Origin of the sequence: Gottfriedia acidiceleris (assembly GCF_002128425.1) — a bacterium.
In the GTDB taxonomy this organism is placed as follows: Bacteria; Bacillota; Bacilli; order Bacillales; family Bacillaceae_G; genus Gottfriedia; species Gottfriedia acidiceleris.
This window is the reverse complement of the sequence record NZ_NESS01000002.1, coordinates 494,985-514,125: the sequence shown is the minus strand read 5'-3', so window position 1 is coordinate 514,125 and position 19,141 is coordinate 494,985. Positions and strand designations below refer to the sequence as shown.

Below are 19,141 nucleotides of genomic sequence, written 5' to 3'. Positions count from 1 at the left end.
TAGAACGGTAAAAGCGTGCTAAATTGTTAGTCACGCTTTTATCGTTCTTTGAGAATAATGAAAGGAATTTTACGATGAGAATAGTCGCGGTAAAGGATGTTACTTTTGGATATCATCATACCTCTGTAGTAGATAATGTAAGTTTTGAAATTGATAAAGGTCAATTTGTAGGAATAACTGGACAAAACGGAGCCTCAAAATCAACTGTACTAAAAATAATATTAGGATTATTAACTCCATGGAGTGGCGAGGTTGAATTAAAAAAAGTGAATGGTAAAAAAGAACCTCTAAACATTGGATATGTCCCTCAACAAATTGCATCATTTAATATTGGGTTCCCAAGTACAGTCATTGAACTTGTAAGATCTGGTAGGTTTAACAAGAAAAAGTGGTTTCAGAAATTGAATTCGGAGGATCACGAAGTTATTCAAAATGCTCTCGAAATGGTTGGAATGTGGGAATATCGACATGAGAAAATTGGAGCATTATCAGGAGGACAAAAACAAAAAATTTGTATCGCTCGTGCATTAGCATCTAATCCAGATCTTTTAGTTTTAGATGAACCGACTACAGGAATGGATAAAGAGTCACGAGTAAGTTTTTATGAATTTTTACATCATCAAGTAAGAGAGCATCACTTAACAGTTATCATGGTTACTCATGAACAAGCAGATGTAGAATCGTATCTTGATAAAATAATACATCTAGAAAAAGGAGACCATGGGTTATGGAAATGTTTAACCTTGAATTCATGCAACGGGCATTTTGGGTTGGCGGATTAATTGCAATTATTGCTCCTATTTTAGGAGTCTTTTTAGTGCTAAGGAGACAAGCACTTATGGCCGATACACTTTCTCATATTTCATTAGCAGGTGTAGCAATCGGTTTTTTTCTACATGAGAACTTAACATTTTCTAGCATATTAATAGTAATATTAGGAGCTATATCAATTGAATACATGCGTCGGGCATATAGTTCGTATTCAGAGGTATCGATAGCCATTTTAATGGCAGCAGGACTTTCATTTGCACTATTCTTAATGAGTATCAGTGCCGGAGGAATGACAACGAATGTAGAACAATATTTATTTGGATCGATTGTTACAGTTAGTAAAGAACAAGTTTATCTGACATCAGGTGTAACAATAGGTGTTTTACTATATTTTGTCATATTAAGAAGACCGTTGTATTTGATGACATTTGATGAAGATACTGCGTATACAAGTGGTGTAAACACAAATCTATTGTCATTATCTTTTAGTATTTTAACGGGGATTGTCATTTCAGTTATTATCCCAACTATAGGTGTGTTACTAGTATCGGCATTATTGGTTCTACCTGCTGCCTTTGCAATTAAAATTGCCAAGGGTTTTAAATGGGTACTTTTTATTGCAGTATTAACAGCAATATTTAGCATTTTAGCAGGACTGTATTCTTCATATTCATTTGGAACCCCACCTGGTGCAACTGTTACATTGCTATTAGTCATTATTTTATTAGTAGGTTTTATTACCCAAAATGTAGTCATTCAAATAAGAAGAAAAATCTTAAACTAAAAGATATAAAAATCAGGAGGAAGTAAAAAATGAGAGTACCAATTACAGTATTAAGTGGATATTTAGGTGCAGGAAAAACCACATTATTGAATCATATCTTAAACAATAAAGATGGATTAAGAATCGCAGTTATCGTAAACGATATGAGCGAATTAAATATAGACGCACAACTTGTTAAAAATGCAGGTTTTTCACGAACAGAAGAAAAGTTAGTTGAATTACAAAATGGCTGTATTTGCTGTACATTAAGAGAAGATTTAATGATTGAAGTTGAACGTATTATAGATGCAGGAGAGATTGATTATATTGTTATCGAATCATCAGGTATTAGTGAACCAATTCCTGTTGCACAAACGTTTACGTATATTGATGAAGAAATCGGTATTGATTTAACCAAAAAATCTAGATTAGATACGATGGTAACTGTAGTAGATGCAAATAGTTTTTGGGAGGATTATGTGTCAGGGGAAACACTTCTTGACAGAAAGCAGGGTACAGATGATAGTGACGTACGTGAAATCGCCGATTTACTAATAGAACAAATGGAATTTGCAGATGTAATTATCCTAAATAAAACAGATTTATTAGAAGAAGTTGATATAAACGAACTAGTTTCGTTTTTAAAGAAAATGAATGCTGATGCTGATATTATTCCAACTAGTTTTTCGAATGTAGATCTAAAATCAATTTTAAACACACACAAATTTGATTTTGATAAAGCAAGCCAATCTGCAGGTTGGATTAAAGAATTAAATGAAGAACATGTTCCTGAAACAGAAGAGTATGGAATTAGTTCATTTGTTTATCGTCGAAAAAAACCATTTCACCCTGAAAGATTGTTAAAATGGTTAGAGAATTGGCCAGTTGATGTTGTAAGAGCTAAAGGATTCTTCTGGTTAGCAACAAGAAATGACTTGGTTGGACTTTTATCTCAGGCTGGATCGACGATTACAATACAAGGTGCAGGTGAATGGATAGCTACTCTTCCAGAAAGTGAGCAACAAGAATTAAAGTTGGAAGATCCATTGCTTGAAAAAAAATGGGATGAAAAATTTGGAGATCGATTGAATGAGCTTGTCTTTATAGGCATTGATTTAGTACAAGCTGAAATAGAAAAATCGTTGGATCAATGTTTATTAACAGATGAAGAGATGACATTAGATTGGTCACAGTTTATAGATCACATGCCCGAATTTGTTCAAAATTAGGTAATTCAATCTCTTCAAACATCCTTTGACCAGTTAGCAGAAGAGATCTCGTCTGTGATTCCACCAGCTAAAGTATGGAAAGAAAAAGCCAAAAGAGCGGTTGATTACGAGTTTGATTTGTATGCCTATGCCTATTCTTATAGAGTTAAAGTGTTTTTTTCAATAAATAACGAATTAGTGTATTTTAAGAAAGAGATATGATAATAAAAAAGCCGAGATGTTTATCTCAGCCTTAACAAATGGTGATATTTATAAATTTAATAAAAGAAACCCAAAACGTGTTGCATGTTCAATCTCGTCTGTAAATCCGCGAAGTAATACATCTCGGACAGTAAGATTTTGAGTCATTAAGTAGACATTCCTGTAAAATTCATAAGCTTCTAATTCATCACGATAAGCAATATTCAATCCTTCTTTAAAGGTATTGAACTGAATTGGAGTGATTTGAATATTCGGTTGTATTCCAGTCATTTTTACATAAAGTTTTGTAAATTCGTTTAAATGAACTTTTTCATCTTCTAATGCATGTAGAACATCCTCTTGAGCAGTTTGATTTGGTGCTATTTTGGCTAAGCGAGAATAAAATTCGATCGCAGTAGCTTCACCTTGTATGCCTTTAAGGATTGCTTCAAAAACTTTTTGACAAGTACCTTGATCTGAAGTTGATACGATTGGATAGCGATAATACAATTGTTGGTTAAGATTTTTTATTTGTGGATAAGTATTATAGTAGTACAGGAAAAACACAACCTTTCACCTAAATTTCTTTACATCTTATTCCTAGTTTGAGTTCATCGTTCGTTCAAATTTATCAATAAAAAAGTACAATAGTTAAATTTATTTTAATTTAGTGAAATAGAAGTATTACTATAGTAAGCTAATCTGTTAAATCCTTTAACTTTTTGTGCTAACATGAAAAGTTTTTATTCTATATATTTTGATAGCTATTTTTTAAATCAATTACTATCCTTATGCAAATAACGCTAGCTTTAGCTACAATAAAGTTTTGGGAGTCGATCATCGGCTCCCATTTTACTTTCTGGCAGTATAGTTTTACAAGGATAAGGTACACAATAAAATATGTATTTGTATAATCACATTTGAGCAATAATTATTAGGAGGAAAAAATTTGCTTGCAGTCTTACCAGCTTTAATAATAATTTTTGTAATCTCAATTATTGTTTATTTTATTATCAAAATAGTTAGAGGTAATAAATAAAATACTCAAGAAAATTGCATTTATAGAATGATAATGATAAATTAAGATTTTTTCTAGTTGTACTACAACATGAACTTTATACAATGGAGGTTAAAAATGATTAGAAAAATAATAATAGTAGGTGGAGTAGCAGGTGGAGCTTCTGCAGCAGCTCGTCTACGTAGGCTTAATGAGCAAGATCATATTATTTTATTCGAAAGAGGGGAATATATCTCTTTTGCAAATTGTGGATTACCATATTATATAGGTGATGTAATAAAAGAATGAGGAAAGCTTCTTGTACAAACAGTTGAAAAAATGTCTAAACGTTTTAATTTATACATAAGAGTCCAGACTGAGGTAATAAAAATCAATCGTGATCAAAAGAAGATTACAGTAAGTAACAATAAAACTAACGATACTTACGATGAATCCTATGATTTTTTAATTCTATCTCCAGGTGCAAATCCTATTGTTCCCCCTATACCAGGCATAAAAGAGCCAGATAATTTATTTATTTTACACAATATACCAGATATGGATCGAATTAAAGCATATATAGAACAGAAACAAACAAAAAGAGCAGTTGTCATTGGTGGAGGTTTTATCGGAGTTGAAATGGCTGAAAACTTATTTGAAAAAGGTTTACAAGTTACACTTGTAGAAATGGCCAATCAAATAATGACACCTATTGATTATGAAATGATTGCAGGTGTTCAGCATTTAATAGTTCAAAAAGGAATAGAACTTATTTTAGAAGATGGTATTGACTCAATTGAAAAAAACGGGAATGTTATTCGATTAAAAAGTGGAAAAGAAATTGAAGCGGATATGATCATTTTATCAATAGGTGTTCAACCAGAAAATAAATTAGCTACAGAAGCAAATTTAGAATTAGGTTTCCGAAATACGATTAAAGTAAATGAGAATCTTCAAACAAGTGACTCCTCTATTTATGCGATAGGGGATGCGATTGAAGTAAAAGATTACATAAATGGAACTGAGACAATGGTTCCTCTTGCTTGGCCAGCAAATAGACAAGTACGAATGGTTGCTGATATTGTCAATCAAGAATGGCATACCTACCCTGGAACAATGGGAACATCGATTGTTAAAGTGTTCGAAACGACTGTTGCTTCAACAGGGAATAACGAAAAAACATTGAAAAGATTAGGCATACCTTATGAAGCAGTACATGTTCAATATAATTCACATGCTGGTTATTATCCTGGTGCACATCCTTTGTTAATTAAATTATTGTTCTGTAAAGAGACAGGAAAAATATATGGAGCGCAGTGCGTAGGAAGAGCGGGTGTTGACAAGCGAATTGATGTAATTATTGTTGGAATCTTTGCTTAATCATTTCAACGATCAGTTATTTTACCAAAGGAAACGATATTAATAGTCAATCATTTAAATTTTCAAGGATATTAGTTATTTATTTATTTATCGGTTGCCTTAATTCTTATTTTTCTTATTTTTGAAGTATATTATTTGGATGTTTGGGGACTGTTTTAAACGACTAAGACATTATTTTTAGATTTTGCAAAAAATGATCTTCAATTAGAGGATCATTTTTTTATTGTTTTAAATTTCTCAATATAATATAGCTCACCAAAACCTTATAAGAATTCACAAATTCATATTAAAGATTTAATGACGGCATTTAAAGTTAGTAGCATTAAATGAACCTTTTTGAATATTAATAGAGATGATAGTATTCCTTTAAAAATTGAAAAGAGTAGTTAAATTAATTTATTAAGAAAGCATAAGAAGCTTAGAACTACCAAAAGGTATTTCTTAAAAAATGGAGGTATAGTAATGGAGCAAAATGAGCCTTATACAAAACCATTTATAGGTGATCTGTTTCCTGAGGTAAAGGTTCAAACCACTCTTGGTGAATTACTTCTTCCAACAAGTTTTCAAGGACATTGGTATGTATTATTTAGTCATCCGGGCGATTTTACTCCCGTTTGTACAACAGAATTTGTAGCCTTCCAAAAAATGATGCCAGAATTTATGAAGCTGAATACTTATTTAATAGGATTATCTGTTGAGCAAGTTTTCTCCCATATAAAATGGATTGAATGGATAAAGCAAAATCTTAATGTGGAAATCACTTTTCCAATCATTGCAGATAGCCTTGGCAAAACAGCTTCTAAATTAGGGATGATCCATCCAACGATGGGCACAAGAACCGTTCGAAGCGTTTTTATAGTTGATTCGACAGGAAAGATACGGTTAATGTTGGCATATCCAGAGAATGTTGGACGTAATATCCATGAAATTATAAGAGCTGTAAAAGCATTGCAAATAGCTGATGCAAATAAAGCAGGGACACCAGCAAACTGGCCAGAAAATGAACTAGTAGGTGACCGCTTAATTATGCAGCCACCAAATACTATTCAGGATGCAAATAAACGTATGGAACAATCAAAAGAAGGACAGATACAATGCTATGATTGGTGGTTTTGTTCAAAGTAAAAATATTATATCCAGGCCATAAATTCTATAAAACGGTTTTCTGATAACTGCTTCTTTATTATAGTTCTAGATTATTATTCAAAAAATGCACTTGGACAATGAACAATACTTTGCATATTAATTATTATTAATGATCTATTCCTTATTCAACTATCCTGAAAATTATATAAATCCATTATTGCACTTTTTAGGCAATATGAAACCAGACCCTGTTCAATTAATTTTTTAAAACGGGTCTTTTCTTTTAGGATTTTTATAGATCATATTAAGCTATTGCTTCAATCGATACTTTACAACCAAGAGTCTCTAATCGTTTAATAGATTGCTTGATGACAATTTCTTTCTTTCGTTTATCAAAGTAATCAGCACCCAACTCAATATAGGGGACTCTGCAAGAGGGAGCAAGACATCTTATAGTAAAGAAGTGAAATTCTGATCGTTCCTAGACGATTAGGATTTTTTCATTTCAAATCTGTTCGACAAGGTAGACCTATAAGGTCATTTAAAAAAATTTTGTTATTTTTCATTGCATTAAAATAGGTATCCAGTAAAATCGAGTTAATTAAGTAATAAATCTAGAAGTTACAACTTTTGGTTAAATAAAAAAGAGACTCGTACAATGTGCAAAATGGAGTTACTACTAAAAATAGATTCGCTACAACACCTAAATCTTATTACTCACCCATATATGATGATGCTTTACGTTCATTTGTAATTCAATGTGAAAAGGGAATTAAGAGAGAAATCTATGAGACAGGGGATGGTTGTTTTATTGATGTAGAGCGGCTATCCACAACTATACGTAATCGTCTATTTGCGGATCTTATTATAAATAATTTTTATCATTGGGTAGAGATTTTTCAGAATGCAAAAACATATGAGAATACCTATTATCACGAGATTCCGTTTGATCCACTTAAACAGTTACAAGAAGTGTATATTAATTTAAATAATTTTGTTAACAATCGTCAACTAACATATATTCGAAGCAAAGAGAATTTTCAAAAAACAAGTTTATGGTGCGATGTGGTTGGGAGATATATTTAGCAAGTTCATACTTGCTTATTTTTTTTCAAAAAAATTCTTACCGCGGGAAAACAAATTTGTGTCTGAGGACAAAAGAGAAGTGGACCATAATATTTTTTATGTTAACTGTTGCTAGTTTACATAATATATATTATAGGAAGTTAAAGTAAAATCACTACAATTCATCTCAATTAGCAAGTATTCTTAGTGTTTTGAGATGAAAGAGAAAAAATCATCAATTTAGTTAATCAGATCAAAAAAACTCAATTATTTATCAAAACTCAAATTTATATAATAATTTAAAACTTTGTTAAAATAAAAATTAGATTTAAAAAAGTTCTTCAATAATCAATATAAAATTGTGTTTGTAATGTTTATAAGTTTCTACAACAATTAAATCTTTATTGTTTATTTACACTTAATGATTAAGTTAATTTTTTTATTGATTTCAATTACCGTTCCATCATTAAATTCATCGTTTAAAATCTTCATTTTTACTAATTTAAAATCATTTAGCCTTTATTCAACTAATTCTCTCCTTAAAATTTTCCTTTATGTGATTTTCCTCACAAAATGGATTTTCAATAAAAAACATCACTTTTTAAAATTAAAGCGATGTTTTTGTTTTTTATTGATCGTTTATTATCGATCTGTTTCTGTATAAGTAATTCCTAAGTACCTATCAGTTCTTGGTTCGAATTCAACATTCACATATACCCCAAATTCTCTACTTCCATCTTTTACTCTTAACCATAACTTGAATTTTTCTATTGAGACTGTTGGTGTTTTTTGTTCTCTTCCTATGTGTAAATAATCTATTACATCCGATTGTGGGTATCTTTGGATCGTTTTTTCTACTGCTATTTTCCCCCATTTTGCATATGGAGGCTCATAAACAGGTTCTGCAGAAGCTAGGTTTAGTTTGCTAAAAATACAAAATAAGAATGTAAAAATAAAAATGGTTTTGTATGTTCTTTTCATAATACCTCCTTTTTGCTACTAACCTTACTATTTGACCCCTCTACTCTCTCTATCCGTTTCTTGTTTGTGCAATTTATATCAGTTTTTACGCTTTTTAGTAATAAAAAGAAATTTTTTACAGATAGTAATCCTATATGTATTTGATTAAGGAGGATTTATTTTGCAAAAAAATTTTCATTATAAAACTGCATTTATTATCTTTTGCATAATCTGTATCTCAATGATTACGGTAAATACATACTTACCTAAAAAACAAGTTGATGCGTTTAGTAGTCAAGTGCTTAGCCGCGGTTCAACAGGCCAAGATGTAAAAGAGCTTCAAGAGCGCCTTATATTTATTGGTTTTCTAGACGATAAAGCTGATGGGGTTTTTGGTTGGAATACTTACTGGGCTCTCCGTAATTTTCAAAAGAAATTTGGTATGAAGGTTGATGGAATTGCTGGTACTAAATTAAAAGAAATGCTGACAAAAGCTACTAAAAATTATAAAGGTACAATATCAAATAACACAGCAAATAATAATGCATCGAATAATAAACCAGCTAAACCGAATACAAATAAACCTAATAATTCGAATGCAAAACCAAATAATAAACCGATTGCAAATGCGCCAAACGGTTATACCGATAACGATATTAAATTAATGGCAAATGCTGTATATGGAGAATCACGTGGTGAGCCATATATTGGTCAAGTTGCTGTTGCTGCAGTCATTCTAAACCGTTTAACGAACGCTTCTTTTCCAAATTCAATAGCAGGTGTCATTTATCAGCCGGGTGCTTTTACAGCAGTAGCCGACGGTCAAATTAATTTAACACCTAATGTTCAAGCTAAAAAAGCAGTAATAGATGCGATAAATGGCTGGGATCCAACTACTGGATGTATTTATTATTACAATCCTAAAACAGCAACAAATCAATGGATTCGTGGCCGCCCTATTATTTTAACGATTGGTCAACATATATTTTGCAAATAAAAGTAGTGAGGTGTCAGTATGAAAGGTAGTTGGATTGTTGCAGGCGCTTTAGCAGCCGCTCTAATCGGATCTGGTTATTGGGGATATACGCAACATCGTGAACTGAATGAAATGAACTTAAAAGCCGAAAATAGTTATCAGCGAGCATTTAATGAATTAACATTTGATATGGATTTATTACATGATAAAATCGGTACAACACTTGCTATGAATTCTAGAACGTCCCTCTCCCCTGCTTTAGCAGATGTTTGGCGTCTTTCGATTCAAGCTAAATCTGACATTGCACAACTTCCGCTAAAATTTGTACCGTTTGATAAAACACAGGCCTTTTTGACTGGAGTAGGAAATTTTAGCTATAAAACAGCCGTTCGAGATTTAAATAAAGAACCTTTAACTGCAAAAGAATATACTTCTTTACGTAATATGTATTCAACCGCTGAAAAAATTCAAGATGGACTACGTAATGTACAAACAAACATCATGAATAAAAACTTAAGTTGGATTGATGTTGGTCAAATGTCTGAAGAAAAAAATGCACCCAGAGACAATAGTATCGTGGATGGATTTAAGCATATTGAACAAGTAAAAGCAACGACAGACAATGATTTTGGTCCAACCTTTTCGAATGGTCAAGAAGAATCTAAAGGCTTAAAGAAGCTTACTGGTAAAAAAATTGACCAAAATGAAGCTAAAAAAATTGCTGAGGACATTGTACCGCTCAAACATGTTACTAAAATTCAAGTGACTAGAAGTAAAAGCGATAATGAACGATTTGAACCTTTTTACTCAGTTTCAATGGCTCACACTAACCCAACAGCAGATACGTATATGGAAATAACTGAAACGGCAGGCTTGCCTATCTTCTTTATTACAAATAGACCAATAAGTAAACAGCAAATCAGTTTAGATGATGCAGTGAAAAAAGGTTTAAGTTATCTAAATTCAAAAAAATATAAGAACATGGAATTATACGATAGTTCACAATACGATACGATTGGCGTACTTCAATATGTAAAAGCAATTGACAATGTACGCATTTATCCAGAAGCAATTCAATTAAAAGTTGCATTGGATAACGGACAAATAATCGGATTTAATGCTAAAAACTATATTACTTCAAACCATGTACGTAAAGTCCCTACTCCTAAGCTTACTCTTGAGCAAGCAAGAGCAAAGCTTAATAAAAATGTTAAAGTTGAGGAAGAACGTCTAGCGGTCATTTTAAATGATTTTAATAAAGAAGTGCTAACGTATGAATTTTTAGGTACATATAATCACGATACATATGATATCTTTATTAATGCAACAACTGGTGACGAAGAAAAAGTTAAAAAACTTTAAGTAATGTCAAAAAAGCACAGGTTAATCACTACCTGTGCTTTTTATTGTTTTATTTTTCATGTTGCTACGACTATAATTAAATACTTATCTAAAGAAATGCGATTAAATAAAAGAGCAGAATTCCTGCTCTTTTTTATATCAATTTAAAATGAATTGTATTAAAATATCTTCAAATACTGAAGTACTACGATACTAACCCCTAAGAAAATAACATAATACCCAAAAATATTCAGTGATTGCTTTTTTAATAAATTGATCATCCAACTAATTGCCAGATAACCAAATAAAGCTGCAGCTAATGTACCAAGAAATAGTGGGAAAAATGCGATTTGCTCCGCTTTTCCGCCAAGAAGATCTTTTCCTTGAAATACGATTCCACCTAAAATTGCAGGAGTAGATAATAAGAATGAAAAATACGCTGCGCTTTTTCGTTCCATTCCTTTAAATAACGCTGCAGCGATCGTTAATCCTGAACGAGAAACAGCTGGAAAAATAGCAAGTGCTTGAAATGAGCCGATAAATAAGGCATCCACCCATGTCAGCTCCTCCATCGTTTTCTTCCCTTTTCTCCTTTTATCAGCAATAAATAAAATAATACCAGTAAATATAAACTCCCATCCAATCGTTTTACCCGAAACAGATATTTCATCGAAAAAATCTTTAAATAATAATCCAACTATAACTGCGGGCAATGTGCCTACAAAAAGTAATAAAGTTAATTTTGAAAACGGATTTTTTATCAAACTTTTCCATTCTTTACTGTAAAAAACAAACACTGCTAATAAAGTACCAATATGCATTAAAGTATCTAATAATAGACCTGCATCATCTAATCCAAATAAATGTCTACCTAAATATAAGTGACCAGTACTACTGATTGGGAGAAATTCAGTTAACCCTTGAATGATGCCTAATATAATTGCTTCAATGTTAGACATAATCAATGCTCCTTTCATTCAAATTAGTAAATTATATGCAATTAAAATTCAATTCTTGTCCAAATTATTAAAAACAATATAAAAAAGCATCATGTAAGATGCTTTTTGGATGGTAATCTTGTAAATAACTTACTAGTAGGCTCTTCGTTTAATTGCTTTGAAATATAGTTTGTAGCGTCTAATAGTTTTACTTCATTAATCCCAGTATGAATATCAAGTTTATGTAAAAAGGCAATTAAATCTTCCGTTTCAATCATTCTATTTTGTTCAGCAGATGGAAAACAACCTCCGAGCCCACCATTTGATGACTCAAACCGCTCAATCCCATACGAAAGTGAGGTAAATATATTCGAAATTCCATTCCTAAAAGTATTATAAAATTGCATTGAGCAACGCTCTTTTGGAATTTTTATTAATAAATCTTCCAAAAATAATTTAACTTGAAGAGGCGTTACTTTTCCCGCAGTATCAACAAATGATAGCTCCTCCACACCATCATCTAATAATTGCGATGCCAAGTCGATTGCTTTTTGATGTCCTACTTTTTCATCCTGACATCCAAATACCGATGTAATATAAGCACGCGTAGTCTTTTCATAATCTTTTGTTACTGTAGTCATCTGCTTTATATCTTTCAGTGTTTGCTTGATCGAGCAATTTTTAATTTTAAAATTATATGCTTCACTTGCTGATATAAAAAAGTTGATTTCATCTGCATCTACGACAAAAGCTCTCATTAAGCTTCTCTTATTCGGTACTAATACTCCATACGTTAAGTTATGATCTCTTTTTAGCTTCAATACTAATTCCGTAGCTTCTTTAAACTGTTGTTGGTTCGGAAAATTCATTAATGTCGCAACTTCGATGTGATTTAATCCGCTATCAATAAGATAGTTAATCCATTGTAATTTTTGCTCAATAGATAATTGTGATCCATATTGAAAATTAATACGAGGTCCAATTTCTTTTATACATACAGACTGCGGCAGGTTCAATATGATCGACTCCTATTCTACTTTTATTTTTTTAGTCAAGCTCCTCTGGAAATATCCTTGTATAAATTCTATTGAGTCGAAAGTTATTTATGATAGATAGAATAGAATCTTTAAAATAAAAAAAGCTCCTGATATTTTATCAAGAGCTTTTTGAAATTACTGTCTTAAATTAATGACCAAAACAAATTAGTGAAACTTCCATATTTTGCATAAATATCCATTTTTAAACATATAAACTCGGCATTTTTTGGAAGAAAATACATTTAAATGGAAGTTTATACTTCTAGATCTTCGCCTTCTTCAATTACATGGAATAATAGATGAACTAAATGATGGATTGAACTAGAAGCATCCAGTTCAACTTCATCTTCTTCAGCAGTTTCATCAACGAATTCAAGATCATTTAAATATAAAGCCATGAATTCATAAAAATCTTTCATTGCAAATGAATAGCAAGCAACTGGATCTTCATCTTCTTCATTATATTGAAGGACTAAATGTGATACATTTCCATCATTATCTTCTGAATCTAGAAACACAAAAAAGCCTATATTCGTATCGATTTCAAATAAATGTCTAGTTCCACCTTCAGTTGACTTATGGTATTCCTCGTCATTCAGTTTTTGGATTAACATATTATCTACATTATCTTCTTTGTGAAAAGTAACATTAAAAGATTTCATCATCATTCTCCTTTTATATGTATTGATCAACACATGTCTTCATTATGTAACATTCCCTATTTTATAGCAATTATTTCCATAATTAAAAAAATCAATAAACGGGAAATCTACGACTAAAAGGAGTGGGTTTGATGAGTAGAAAAAATAAAATCTTAGTTCCTGAATCTAGAAAAGCACTAGATGCTTTAAAAGCTAAAGTAATGCATGCATCTAGTCCTGAAGATGCTAAATTCGAAGCTGCTGAGGAAGTAGGAGTTCCTTTAACGAAAGGATATAATGGCAATTTAACGTCTCATGAAAACGGTAAAGTTGGTGGCCGGATCGGTGGGAATATGGTGAAAGAGTTAGTGAGAATGGCGCAGGAGAATTTGAATAAACGTTGATTATTTTTTTGATCTAAATAGAAAAAATCAGATTGTAAGAAGTAACTTATTTTAGCAACCTCTTACAATCTGATTTTATTTTAATCTTCGTCCTTTACATCTGGGTCTTCAGGAATTGGTTCGTTATAGTAATCAGCAATCATTTTTTTTGCTTTTTCCATTTGTTCTAAATGATTATTAAATTGCTCTTTGTAGATTAAATATTGTTCACCGTCATGGACTGCTCTTATTTTTTTTACTTGAATTAATTGTTTAATATAAGATTCATCAAGATCTAAGTATTCCGCTGTTTCTTTAATTGTTAAATACATTTTGTTCTCCTTACCTAATCATTCTTACATTATCTTACCATATATTTGAAAATGAATTGAAATTGTATTATTAAATAATCTAACTAACAAAAGAACACTAATCATCGAAGGATTTGTGTTCTTTTGTTAGTTCTTTTTATTCTTTTACCTAAAACTCTGTTGGTGTGCCCTGGTGAAAATACATTTTCCAGTGACCATCTTTAAACTTCCATATGGAACTACGTAAAGTATGTTGTTTTTTTATTTCATTAAAAATCCGATAGGTAACGAATGTAATTTCATTTGATAATGGATGAATTTCAAAATCACTTAATGTCATTTTTACGATTCCGATTCCATTGTCTAATTGTTCATCTTTATATAAAACTCTACCTGAACTCCCGAATTCAAAAAATTCATCGGCTAGTAGATTTTTTAGTTCAATTTGTGAGGTGCGAATTTCTGGTTTAAGTAATTTTTCTTCTAACATACAAAGATGCTCTTTTAAAAAATTTAAGCTTTCCATCATTCGTTCACCTTTTTCGTTTTATTTAGATTGATATTATATTAGTAAGCTTTACCCCAATAGACCATTACATCCGTTTTCTTTCCACAGCAGACGCATGTATCAGCAAGTTGTTCTTGTTCAAATGGAATACATCTTGACGTTAACCCAGCTTCTTCTTTAATTTGTTCTTCACAAGCTAGATCTTGACACCACATTGCTTTTATAAAGCCTTGTTTTTCTTCACTGATTTGTTTTAGCTCATCCATTGAAGTAGCAACATATGTTTTTTCAGTACGATTGTTTAATGCTTTTTCGTAAAGAGATGTTTGGATTTCTTCAAGTAATTTTGTAATATTTTCTTCTAAAGCGTCTAAAGAAACAATCGTTTTTTCTCGCGTGTCACGTCTTACTAAAACTGCTTGATTCTTTTCAATATCTTTTGGCCCAATCTCAACACGAACTGGAATTCCTTTCATTTCATATTCGTTAAATTTCCAGCCTGGCATTTTATCAGAAGTATCAATTTTTACTCGAGCAATCTTTGAAATTCGGTTTTTTAATTCAGTTGCCTTTTCGATAACGCCTTCTTTATGTTGAGCAATTGGAATGACCATTACTTGAGTTGGTGCAACTTTTGGAGGTAATACTAGTCCGCTGTTATCACCGTGAACCATAATTAAAGCTCCGATTACTCTTGTTGTCATACCCCAAGAAGTTTGGTGTACATATTGTCTTTTAGAGTTTTTGTCTGTGTATTGAATATCAAATGCTCTCGCAAATCCATCTCCAAAGTTATGTGAAGTACCACTTTGTAATGCTTTCCCATCATGCATTAAGCTTTCAATTGTATAAGTAGCCTTTGCACCTGCGAATTTTTCTTTTTCTGTTTTTTGTCCTTTAATAACAGGAATTGCTAGGAAGTCTTCTAAGAAATTAGCATAAACATTTAGCATTTGGATTGTTTCAGCTTGTGCTTCTTCAGCGGTTGCATGTGCTGTATGACCTTCTTGCCATAAGAATTCAGTCGTTCTTAAAAATGGTCTTGTTGTTTTTTCCCAACGAACAACTGAGCACCATTGATTATATAATTTTGGTAGGTCATTATAGCTTTCAACCGTTTTTGAAAAATGTTCACAAAATAGTGTTTCTGATGTAGGACGAACTGCTAATGGTTCAGCTAATTCATCATGACCACCATGTGTTACCCATGCAACTTCAGGAGCAAATCCTTCTACATGCTCAGCTTCTTTTTGTAATAATGATTTAGGGATAAATAATGGCATATATACATTTTCATGATCTGTTTGTTTAAATTGAAAATCTAATTCTTTTTGGATATTTTCCCATAATGCATAACCATAAGGTCTTAAAATCATACATCCTTTCACACTTGAATAATCGACTAATTCTGCTTTTTTTACGATATCTGTGTACCATTGTGCAAAATCAACATCCATATCTGTAATCGCTTCAACAAATTTTTTTGTAGTCATTTTTTTTACTCCTAATCAATTTTTAGATAACAAAAAACGCCATGAATAATCTAAAGGGACCATTCATGGCGTTACCACCCTAATTACTATGTTTATTAATACGAAAATAAGCGGATAAAAAACAAAAAACACCATGAATGATCAAAAGGGACCATTCATGGCGTTACCACCCTACTTATTATGTAAAAATCTACATAATCTCTTAACATCTTTAACGGGAAAACCGCTGTAGCCTACTTTTAGTTCGGTACAGAGACTCCAAGGCTGGTTCAGAATACTTGCTTTAGGAATTTGCACCGACCATTCCCTCTCTAAAAAAGCTAATAAACTTACTATTCCTTTTCTAAGTCATATATTAATTTAAAGCTATAATACGTGAACAAATACTATCTGTCAATGTGTATACTACCCATTTTTTAAAATTTCTTACATTTCTTGCTATATTGCTTCATTTTTTACTTCTTTAGTTCGTCTCTTGGGTAAAGGAACTTCAGATAGAAGCATACCGCCTACAATAAAAGTACCACCGATAATTGTTTGGATTGATAATGTTTCATTTGCAAAAATGACTGCAGTAATTGCGGCAAAAACAGGTTCAAAAATAAAAATTAATGCTGCTTTCGTAGAAGAAATGTGTTGTTGAGCAAACATTTGAACCCAAAATGCGATACTCGTACAGAATACTGCTGTGATAACCACTGCAAAAATGAATGTCGGATTGATCCAAAGTTCTTTTGAAAATGAAACGGTCGTATCTTCAAAAATTAGCGAGAAAATCGTACTACTAATTCCAACTGTTGCTAGTTGAATCGTTGTAAAGGTGAGCGGATCCATTTGCTTTGTATATTTTCCTGATAAGATAATATGGAATGCAAATGCAATTGCCCCAAATAATGTTAGTACATCTCCTAGGTTTACAGAAAATGAATCACCTAAAGTTAAAAAGCTTAGTCCTAGTAATGCAATTAAACAAGCGATTACGGTAGACCAGTTTGACCGTTCTTTATAGACTAAGTATAAAAGAACAGGTACTAATACAACACATAGACCAGTAATAAAACCTGATTTTGATGATGCTGTATACTTCAATCCAAATGTTTGAAGTAAATACCCTAAAAACAACATGAATCCAATACCACTAGTAATAACGATTTGTTTAAGCGTTAATTTCATTTTTTGTTTTCTTTTTACTAAAAATGGCAAAAGGACTAAAGTTGCGAGGATAAATCGAAATGCGTTAAATGCAAACGGTTCAACGTATGCAATCGCATTTTGGACTACTACAAATGTCGTGCCCCAAAGTAATGTTACGATAATTAATGAGAATGTAGCTATTCTATCTATTCTCAGGTCTCTCATCCCCTCTCCATATAGTTGGTACCATAAAATTGCTAGTAAAGAAGGCAGTGAAGTTTCACTTATACTTAATTGCTAGAATTACGCGACTACGTCGAATTCACTTCATTGCTGCCAATTTATACTCACTTAACGTAAAAAAAAGATGTGATATTCCCACATCCAAGTACTTTAAATTTTATTGGTTCCACATTTAATTATATCCTTTTTTTATCATAGTGTGTAATGAATTTGTCTCATAACTGTAAAATTTCTATTTTATGATAATTTTTATGTAAATTTAGCAAAAAACTTGTTTTGTTTATGATTGACTAAAGCTTATCCTCATCCATATACTTAAATACAGAAAAATAGGAAAAGGTGATTGGATGGATTTTGAAATTACATATTTATCGTTTTATGTTGTTACGGTTGAGGGTAAAGGTGAACAATCAGATAAACGATATAAACATTTTCAAACATTAGACGAATCAATGTTTGAAGAAAGCGCATTGAAAGGCTTTTTAGAAGGTGAACTTGAAAGAATCGTAAATCGAAAAGTTGAAAGACATCCAAAATCTGATTCTGTACCTACGAAATTAGGTCACTTTATCGTCGAAGAAGGCCACTCTTTAGACTCTAATCCAAATTATAATTTATTCCAGCGAATACGTGGTGCAAAATCAATTGAAGATTTTAAAGCTGAAAATGAGACCTTAGTCATTAATTATATTGATACAAGTGCAGTTCGCGGAGGAGCATTTTTAGTTATTCAAGCGAAACTAAGAAAATATTTTGATGATCCTTTTTTATTTGTACTAAAATGCGATTTTGAACCAAAAGTAGCTTCCATTTCAGATGAATCTACTCTCATTAAAACAGTTGAAATGGCGATTACAACAAAAAATATGAAATCGATTCAATACCCTTATATGGAAGAATTAGGGATGATTTCCGAGAGTGAATTAAAAATCCACCAAGCCTCTCATGCAAGATATTTTGAGGACTTTTTAAAATTTGTTTCCTATTCTGAATCGATGCCTGAAATTGTCAAATCTCAAGTAATGGAAATGGTTTATGACAAAATTGAAGACGTTTTTGAAGAAGAAAGTGTGGAAAGACAACAATTCGATGCAGCTATGGAAGTATGGGCAGCAAGTCCTAAACGTGAAATCCAAGAGCATTTTACACCAAATGAAGTAATCGAAGCAACGGCACAAATCGTCGAACATACACCAGAAATTGAATTATCTTTTAAAGCGGATCACTTTTCCGTAAAAGGATTGCTAGCTGATTTTGGTGATAATCTCCATATTGCAAAAGTAAATGGACGATATGTCGTTATTTTAGAAGCTGATACATTACAATTTGAGAAGGGATTTTCTCCGATCGAGTTTTTGAAGCCGGATGAAATCCAAGATGTGATTGAAAAAATAAGACAAAAATAAAAGAGCCCTGTTCGGCTCTTTTTTGATTTGATTAAATCGAATTAGATTGAGTTTTATCTCTTATTTAATTTAAGTACTTTCTTCAATGACTTAAAATATTAGAAAGTTGCTTGAGTCATTCCTATTTTCCGCATGAATGACCTCCATCATAAACTTTTAAAATTATTAAATTAAACTAGTCTATCCATCTATAAAATCTTACCATCCCTACTCTAGCCTTATATCTTCCCTCTTTAATTTTTCAAGTTTTCTATCTTAAAATAATATATGTCAACTAAAATAAATATTTAGTTGACATA

The 19,141-nt window shown here is 31.6% G+C and carries 18 protein-coding genes, 1 pseudogene and 1 other annotated feature; of the genes and pseudogenes, 10 read left to right on the top strand and 9 right to left on the bottom strand.

Features of this window, described 5'->3' with window-relative positions:
* Positions 1-74 precede the first annotated feature (74 nt).
* Genes B6K90_RS06430 through B6K90_RS06420 form a run of 3 tightly spaced genes read left to right on the top strand, consistent with a single transcriptional unit; the run spans position 75 to position 2,763 of the window.
* Complete coding sequence (locus B6K90_RS06430) at positions 75-782, top strand: metal ABC transporter ATP-binding protein (protein ID WP_088011898.1); 708 nt, start codon at positions 75-77, stop codon at positions 780-782.
* Entirely contained in the window at positions 728-1,555 is an 828-nt protein-coding gene (locus B6K90_RS06425; RefSeq protein WP_088011897.1) for a metal ABC transporter permease, read from the top strand. Before B6K90_RS06430 ends, B6K90_RS06425 begins: the two co-directional genes overlap by 55 nt.
* A 29-nt stretch (positions 1,556-1,584) precedes the next feature.
* On the top strand, positions 1,585-2,763 hold the full coding sequence (locus tag B6K90_RS06420) for a GTP-binding protein (RefSeq protein ID WP_088011896.1): 1,179 nt from the start codon (positions 1,585-1,587) through the stop codon (positions 2,761-2,763).
* A 249-nt stretch (positions 2,764-3,012) separates the two neighbouring features.
* Here B6K90_RS06420 and B6K90_RS06415 read toward each other — a convergent pair whose 3' ends face one another.
* Complete coding sequence (locus B6K90_RS06415; RefSeq protein WP_235821731.1) at positions 3,013-3,510, bottom strand: ferritin-like domain-containing protein; 498 nt, start codon at positions 3,508-3,510, stop codon at positions 3,013-3,015.
* A gap of 568 nt (positions 3,511-4,078) precedes the next feature.
* On the opposite strand from B6K90_RS06415, the pseudogene B6K90_RS06410 reads away from it, so the two are divergent.
* The 3 genes and pseudogenes from B6K90_RS06410 to B6K90_RS06400 form a co-directional block, all read left to right on the top strand.
* Positions 4,079-5,317: pseudogene (locus B6K90_RS06410) on the top strand (FAD-dependent oxidoreductase); the annotation flags it as partial.
* Between the two features lie 465 nt (positions 5,318-5,782).
* Entirely contained in the window at positions 5,783-6,445 is a 663-nt protein-coding gene (locus B6K90_RS06405; RefSeq protein WP_088011895.1) for a peroxiredoxin, read from the top strand.
* Positions 6,446-7,066: 621 nt separating this feature from the next.
* A complete protein-coding gene (locus tag B6K90_RS06400; protein ID WP_088011894.1) occupies positions 7,067-7,492 on the top strand; it encodes a hypothetical protein in 426 nt (141 codons plus the stop codon).
* A gap of 621 nt (positions 7,493-8,113) precedes the next feature.
* On the opposite strand, the gene B6K90_RS06395 is transcribed toward B6K90_RS06400, so the two are convergent.
* Entirely contained in the window at positions 8,114-8,452 is a 339-nt protein-coding gene (locus tag B6K90_RS06395; RefSeq protein WP_088011893.1) for a DUF3889 domain-containing protein, read from the bottom strand.
* 220 nt (positions 8,453-8,672) lie between these two features.
* Between B6K90_RS06395 and sleB the strand changes: the two genes are divergently transcribed.
* Both sleB and ypeB read left to right on the top strand, forming a co-directional pair.
* Positions 8,673-9,428, top strand: coding sequence for a spore cortex-lytic enzyme (gene sleB / locus B6K90_RS06390; protein WP_088011943.1), 756 nt, complete (start codon positions 8,673-8,675; stop codon positions 9,426-9,428).
* Between the two features lie 18 nt (positions 9,429-9,446).
* A complete protein-coding gene (ypeB, locus tag B6K90_RS06385) occupies positions 9,447-10,769 on the top strand; it encodes a germination protein YpeB (RefSeq protein WP_088011892.1) in 1,323 nt (440 codons plus the stop codon).
* Between the two features lie 158 nt (positions 10,770-10,927).
* Here the strand turns inward: ypeB and B6K90_RS06380 are convergent, their stop codons facing one another.
* The 3 genes from B6K90_RS06380 to B6K90_RS06370 form a co-directional block, all read right to left on the bottom strand.
* Positions 10,928-11,707: an undecaprenyl-diphosphate phosphatase gene (locus tag B6K90_RS06380; protein WP_088011891.1), complete on the bottom strand. Its 780-nt coding sequence runs from the start codon at positions 11,705-11,707 to the stop codon at positions 10,928-10,930.
* A gap of 89 nt (positions 11,708-11,796) precedes the next feature.
* Complete coding sequence (locus B6K90_RS06375) at positions 11,797-12,702, bottom strand: beta/alpha barrel domain-containing protein (RefSeq protein WP_167555292.1); 906 nt, start codon at positions 12,700-12,702, stop codon at positions 11,797-11,799.
* Positions 12,703-12,977: 275 nt separating this feature from the next.
* Complete coding sequence (locus tag B6K90_RS06370; protein ID WP_088011889.1) at positions 12,978-13,385, bottom strand: cytosolic protein; 408 nt, start codon at positions 13,383-13,385, stop codon at positions 12,978-12,980.
* Between the two features lie 131 nt (positions 13,386-13,516).
* Here B6K90_RS06370 and B6K90_RS06365 point away from each other — a divergent pair, with 131 nt between their 5' ends.
* A complete protein-coding gene (locus B6K90_RS06365; protein WP_088011888.1) occupies positions 13,517-13,768 on the top strand; it encodes an alpha/beta-type small acid-soluble spore protein in 252 nt (83 codons plus the stop codon).
* A gap of 80 nt (positions 13,769-13,848) precedes the next feature.
* On the opposite strand, the gene B6K90_RS06360 is transcribed toward B6K90_RS06365, so the two are convergent.
* The 4 genes from B6K90_RS06360 to B6K90_RS06345 all read right to left on the bottom strand — a co-directional run bounded on the left by B6K90_RS06360 (position 13,849) and on the right by B6K90_RS06345 (position 17,418).
* Positions 13,849-14,079: an excisionase family DNA-binding protein gene (locus B6K90_RS06360; RefSeq protein ID WP_088011887.1), complete on the bottom strand. Its 231-nt coding sequence runs from the start codon at positions 14,077-14,079 to the stop codon at positions 13,849-13,851.
* A 148-nt stretch (positions 14,080-14,227) separates the two neighbouring features.
* Positions 14,228-14,584, bottom strand: a complete 357-nt coding sequence (locus B6K90_RS06355; RefSeq protein ID WP_088011886.1) for a nuclear transport factor 2 family protein — start codon at positions 14,582-14,584, stop codon at positions 14,228-14,230.
* A gap of 41 nt (positions 14,585-14,625) precedes the next feature.
* Positions 14,626-16,059 (bottom strand): proline--tRNA ligase, encoded by a 1,434-nt coding sequence (gene proS, locus B6K90_RS06350; RefSeq protein WP_088011885.1) that lies wholly within the window; start codon positions 16,057-16,059, stop codon positions 14,626-14,628.
* A 143-nt stretch (positions 16,060-16,202) separates the two neighbouring features.
* Positions 16,203-16,414 (bottom strand) — a binding site (T-box leader).
* A gap of 83 nt (positions 16,415-16,497) precedes the next feature.
* Complete coding sequence (locus tag B6K90_RS06345) at positions 16,498-17,418, bottom strand: DMT family transporter (protein WP_088011884.1); 921 nt, start codon at positions 17,416-17,418, stop codon at positions 16,498-16,500.
* A 365-nt stretch (positions 17,419-17,783) separates the two neighbouring features.
* Here B6K90_RS06345 and B6K90_RS06340 point away from each other — a divergent pair, with 365 nt between their 5' ends.
* Positions 17,784-18,842, top strand: a complete 1,059-nt coding sequence (locus tag B6K90_RS06340) for a DUF3900 domain-containing protein (protein ID WP_088011883.1) — start codon at positions 17,784-17,786, stop codon at positions 18,840-18,842.
* Positions 18,843-19,141: the final 299 nt, after the last annotated feature.

Excerpts from the sequence above, each read along its gene's own strand:
- B6K90_RS06430 (WP_088011898.1), top strand. The coding sequence starts at position 75 with ATGAGAATAGTCGCGGTAAAGGATGTTACTTTTGGATATCATCATACC.
- B6K90_RS06425 (WP_088011897.1), top strand. The coding sequence starts at position 728 with ATGGAAATGTTTAACCTTGAATTCATGCAACGGGCATTTTGGGTTGGC.
- B6K90_RS06420 (WP_088011896.1), top strand. The coding sequence starts at position 1,585 with ATGAGAGTACCAATTACAGTATTAAGTGGATATTTAGGTGCAGGAAAA.
- B6K90_RS06405 (WP_088011895.1), top strand. The coding sequence starts at position 5,783 with ATGGAGCAAAATGAGCCTTATACAAAACCATTTATAGGTGATCTGTTT.
- B6K90_RS06395 (WP_088011893.1), bottom strand. The coding sequence starts at position 8,452 with ATGAAAAGAACATACAAAACCATTTTTATTTTTACATTCTTATTTTGT.
- sleB (WP_088011943.1), top strand. The coding sequence starts at position 8,673 with ATGATTACGGTAAATACATACTTACCTAAAAAACAAGTTGATGCGTTT.
- ypeB (WP_088011892.1), top strand. The coding sequence starts at position 9,447 with ATGAAAGGTAGTTGGATTGTTGCAGGCGCTTTAGCAGCCGCTCTAATC.
- B6K90_RS06380 (WP_088011891.1), bottom strand. The coding sequence starts at position 11,707 with ATGTCTAACATTGAAGCAATTATATTAGGCATCATTCAAGGGTTAACT.
- B6K90_RS06370 (WP_088011889.1), bottom strand. The coding sequence starts at position 13,385 with ATGAAATCTTTTAATGTTACTTTTCACAAAGAAGATAATGTAGATAAT.
- B6K90_RS06365 (WP_088011888.1), top strand. The coding sequence starts at position 13,517 with ATGAGTAGAAAAAATAAAATCTTAGTTCCTGAATCTAGAAAAGCACTA.
- B6K90_RS06360 (WP_088011887.1), bottom strand. The coding sequence starts at position 14,079 with ATGTATTTAACAATTAAAGAAACAGCGGAATACTTAGATCTTGATGAA.
- B6K90_RS06355 (WP_088011886.1), bottom strand. The coding sequence starts at position 14,584 with ATGGAAAGCTTAAATTTTTTAAAAGAGCATCTTTGTATGTTAGAAGAA.
- proS (WP_088011885.1), bottom strand. The coding sequence starts at position 16,059 with ATGACTACAAAAAAATTTGTTGAAGCGATTACAGATATGGATGTTGAT.
- B6K90_RS06345 (WP_088011884.1), bottom strand. The coding sequence starts at position 17,418 with ATGAGAGACCTGAGAATAGATAGAATAGCTACATTCTCATTAATTATC.
- B6K90_RS06340 (WP_088011883.1), top strand. The coding sequence starts at position 17,784 with ATGGATTTTGAAATTACATATTTATCGTTTTATGTTGTTACGGTTGAG.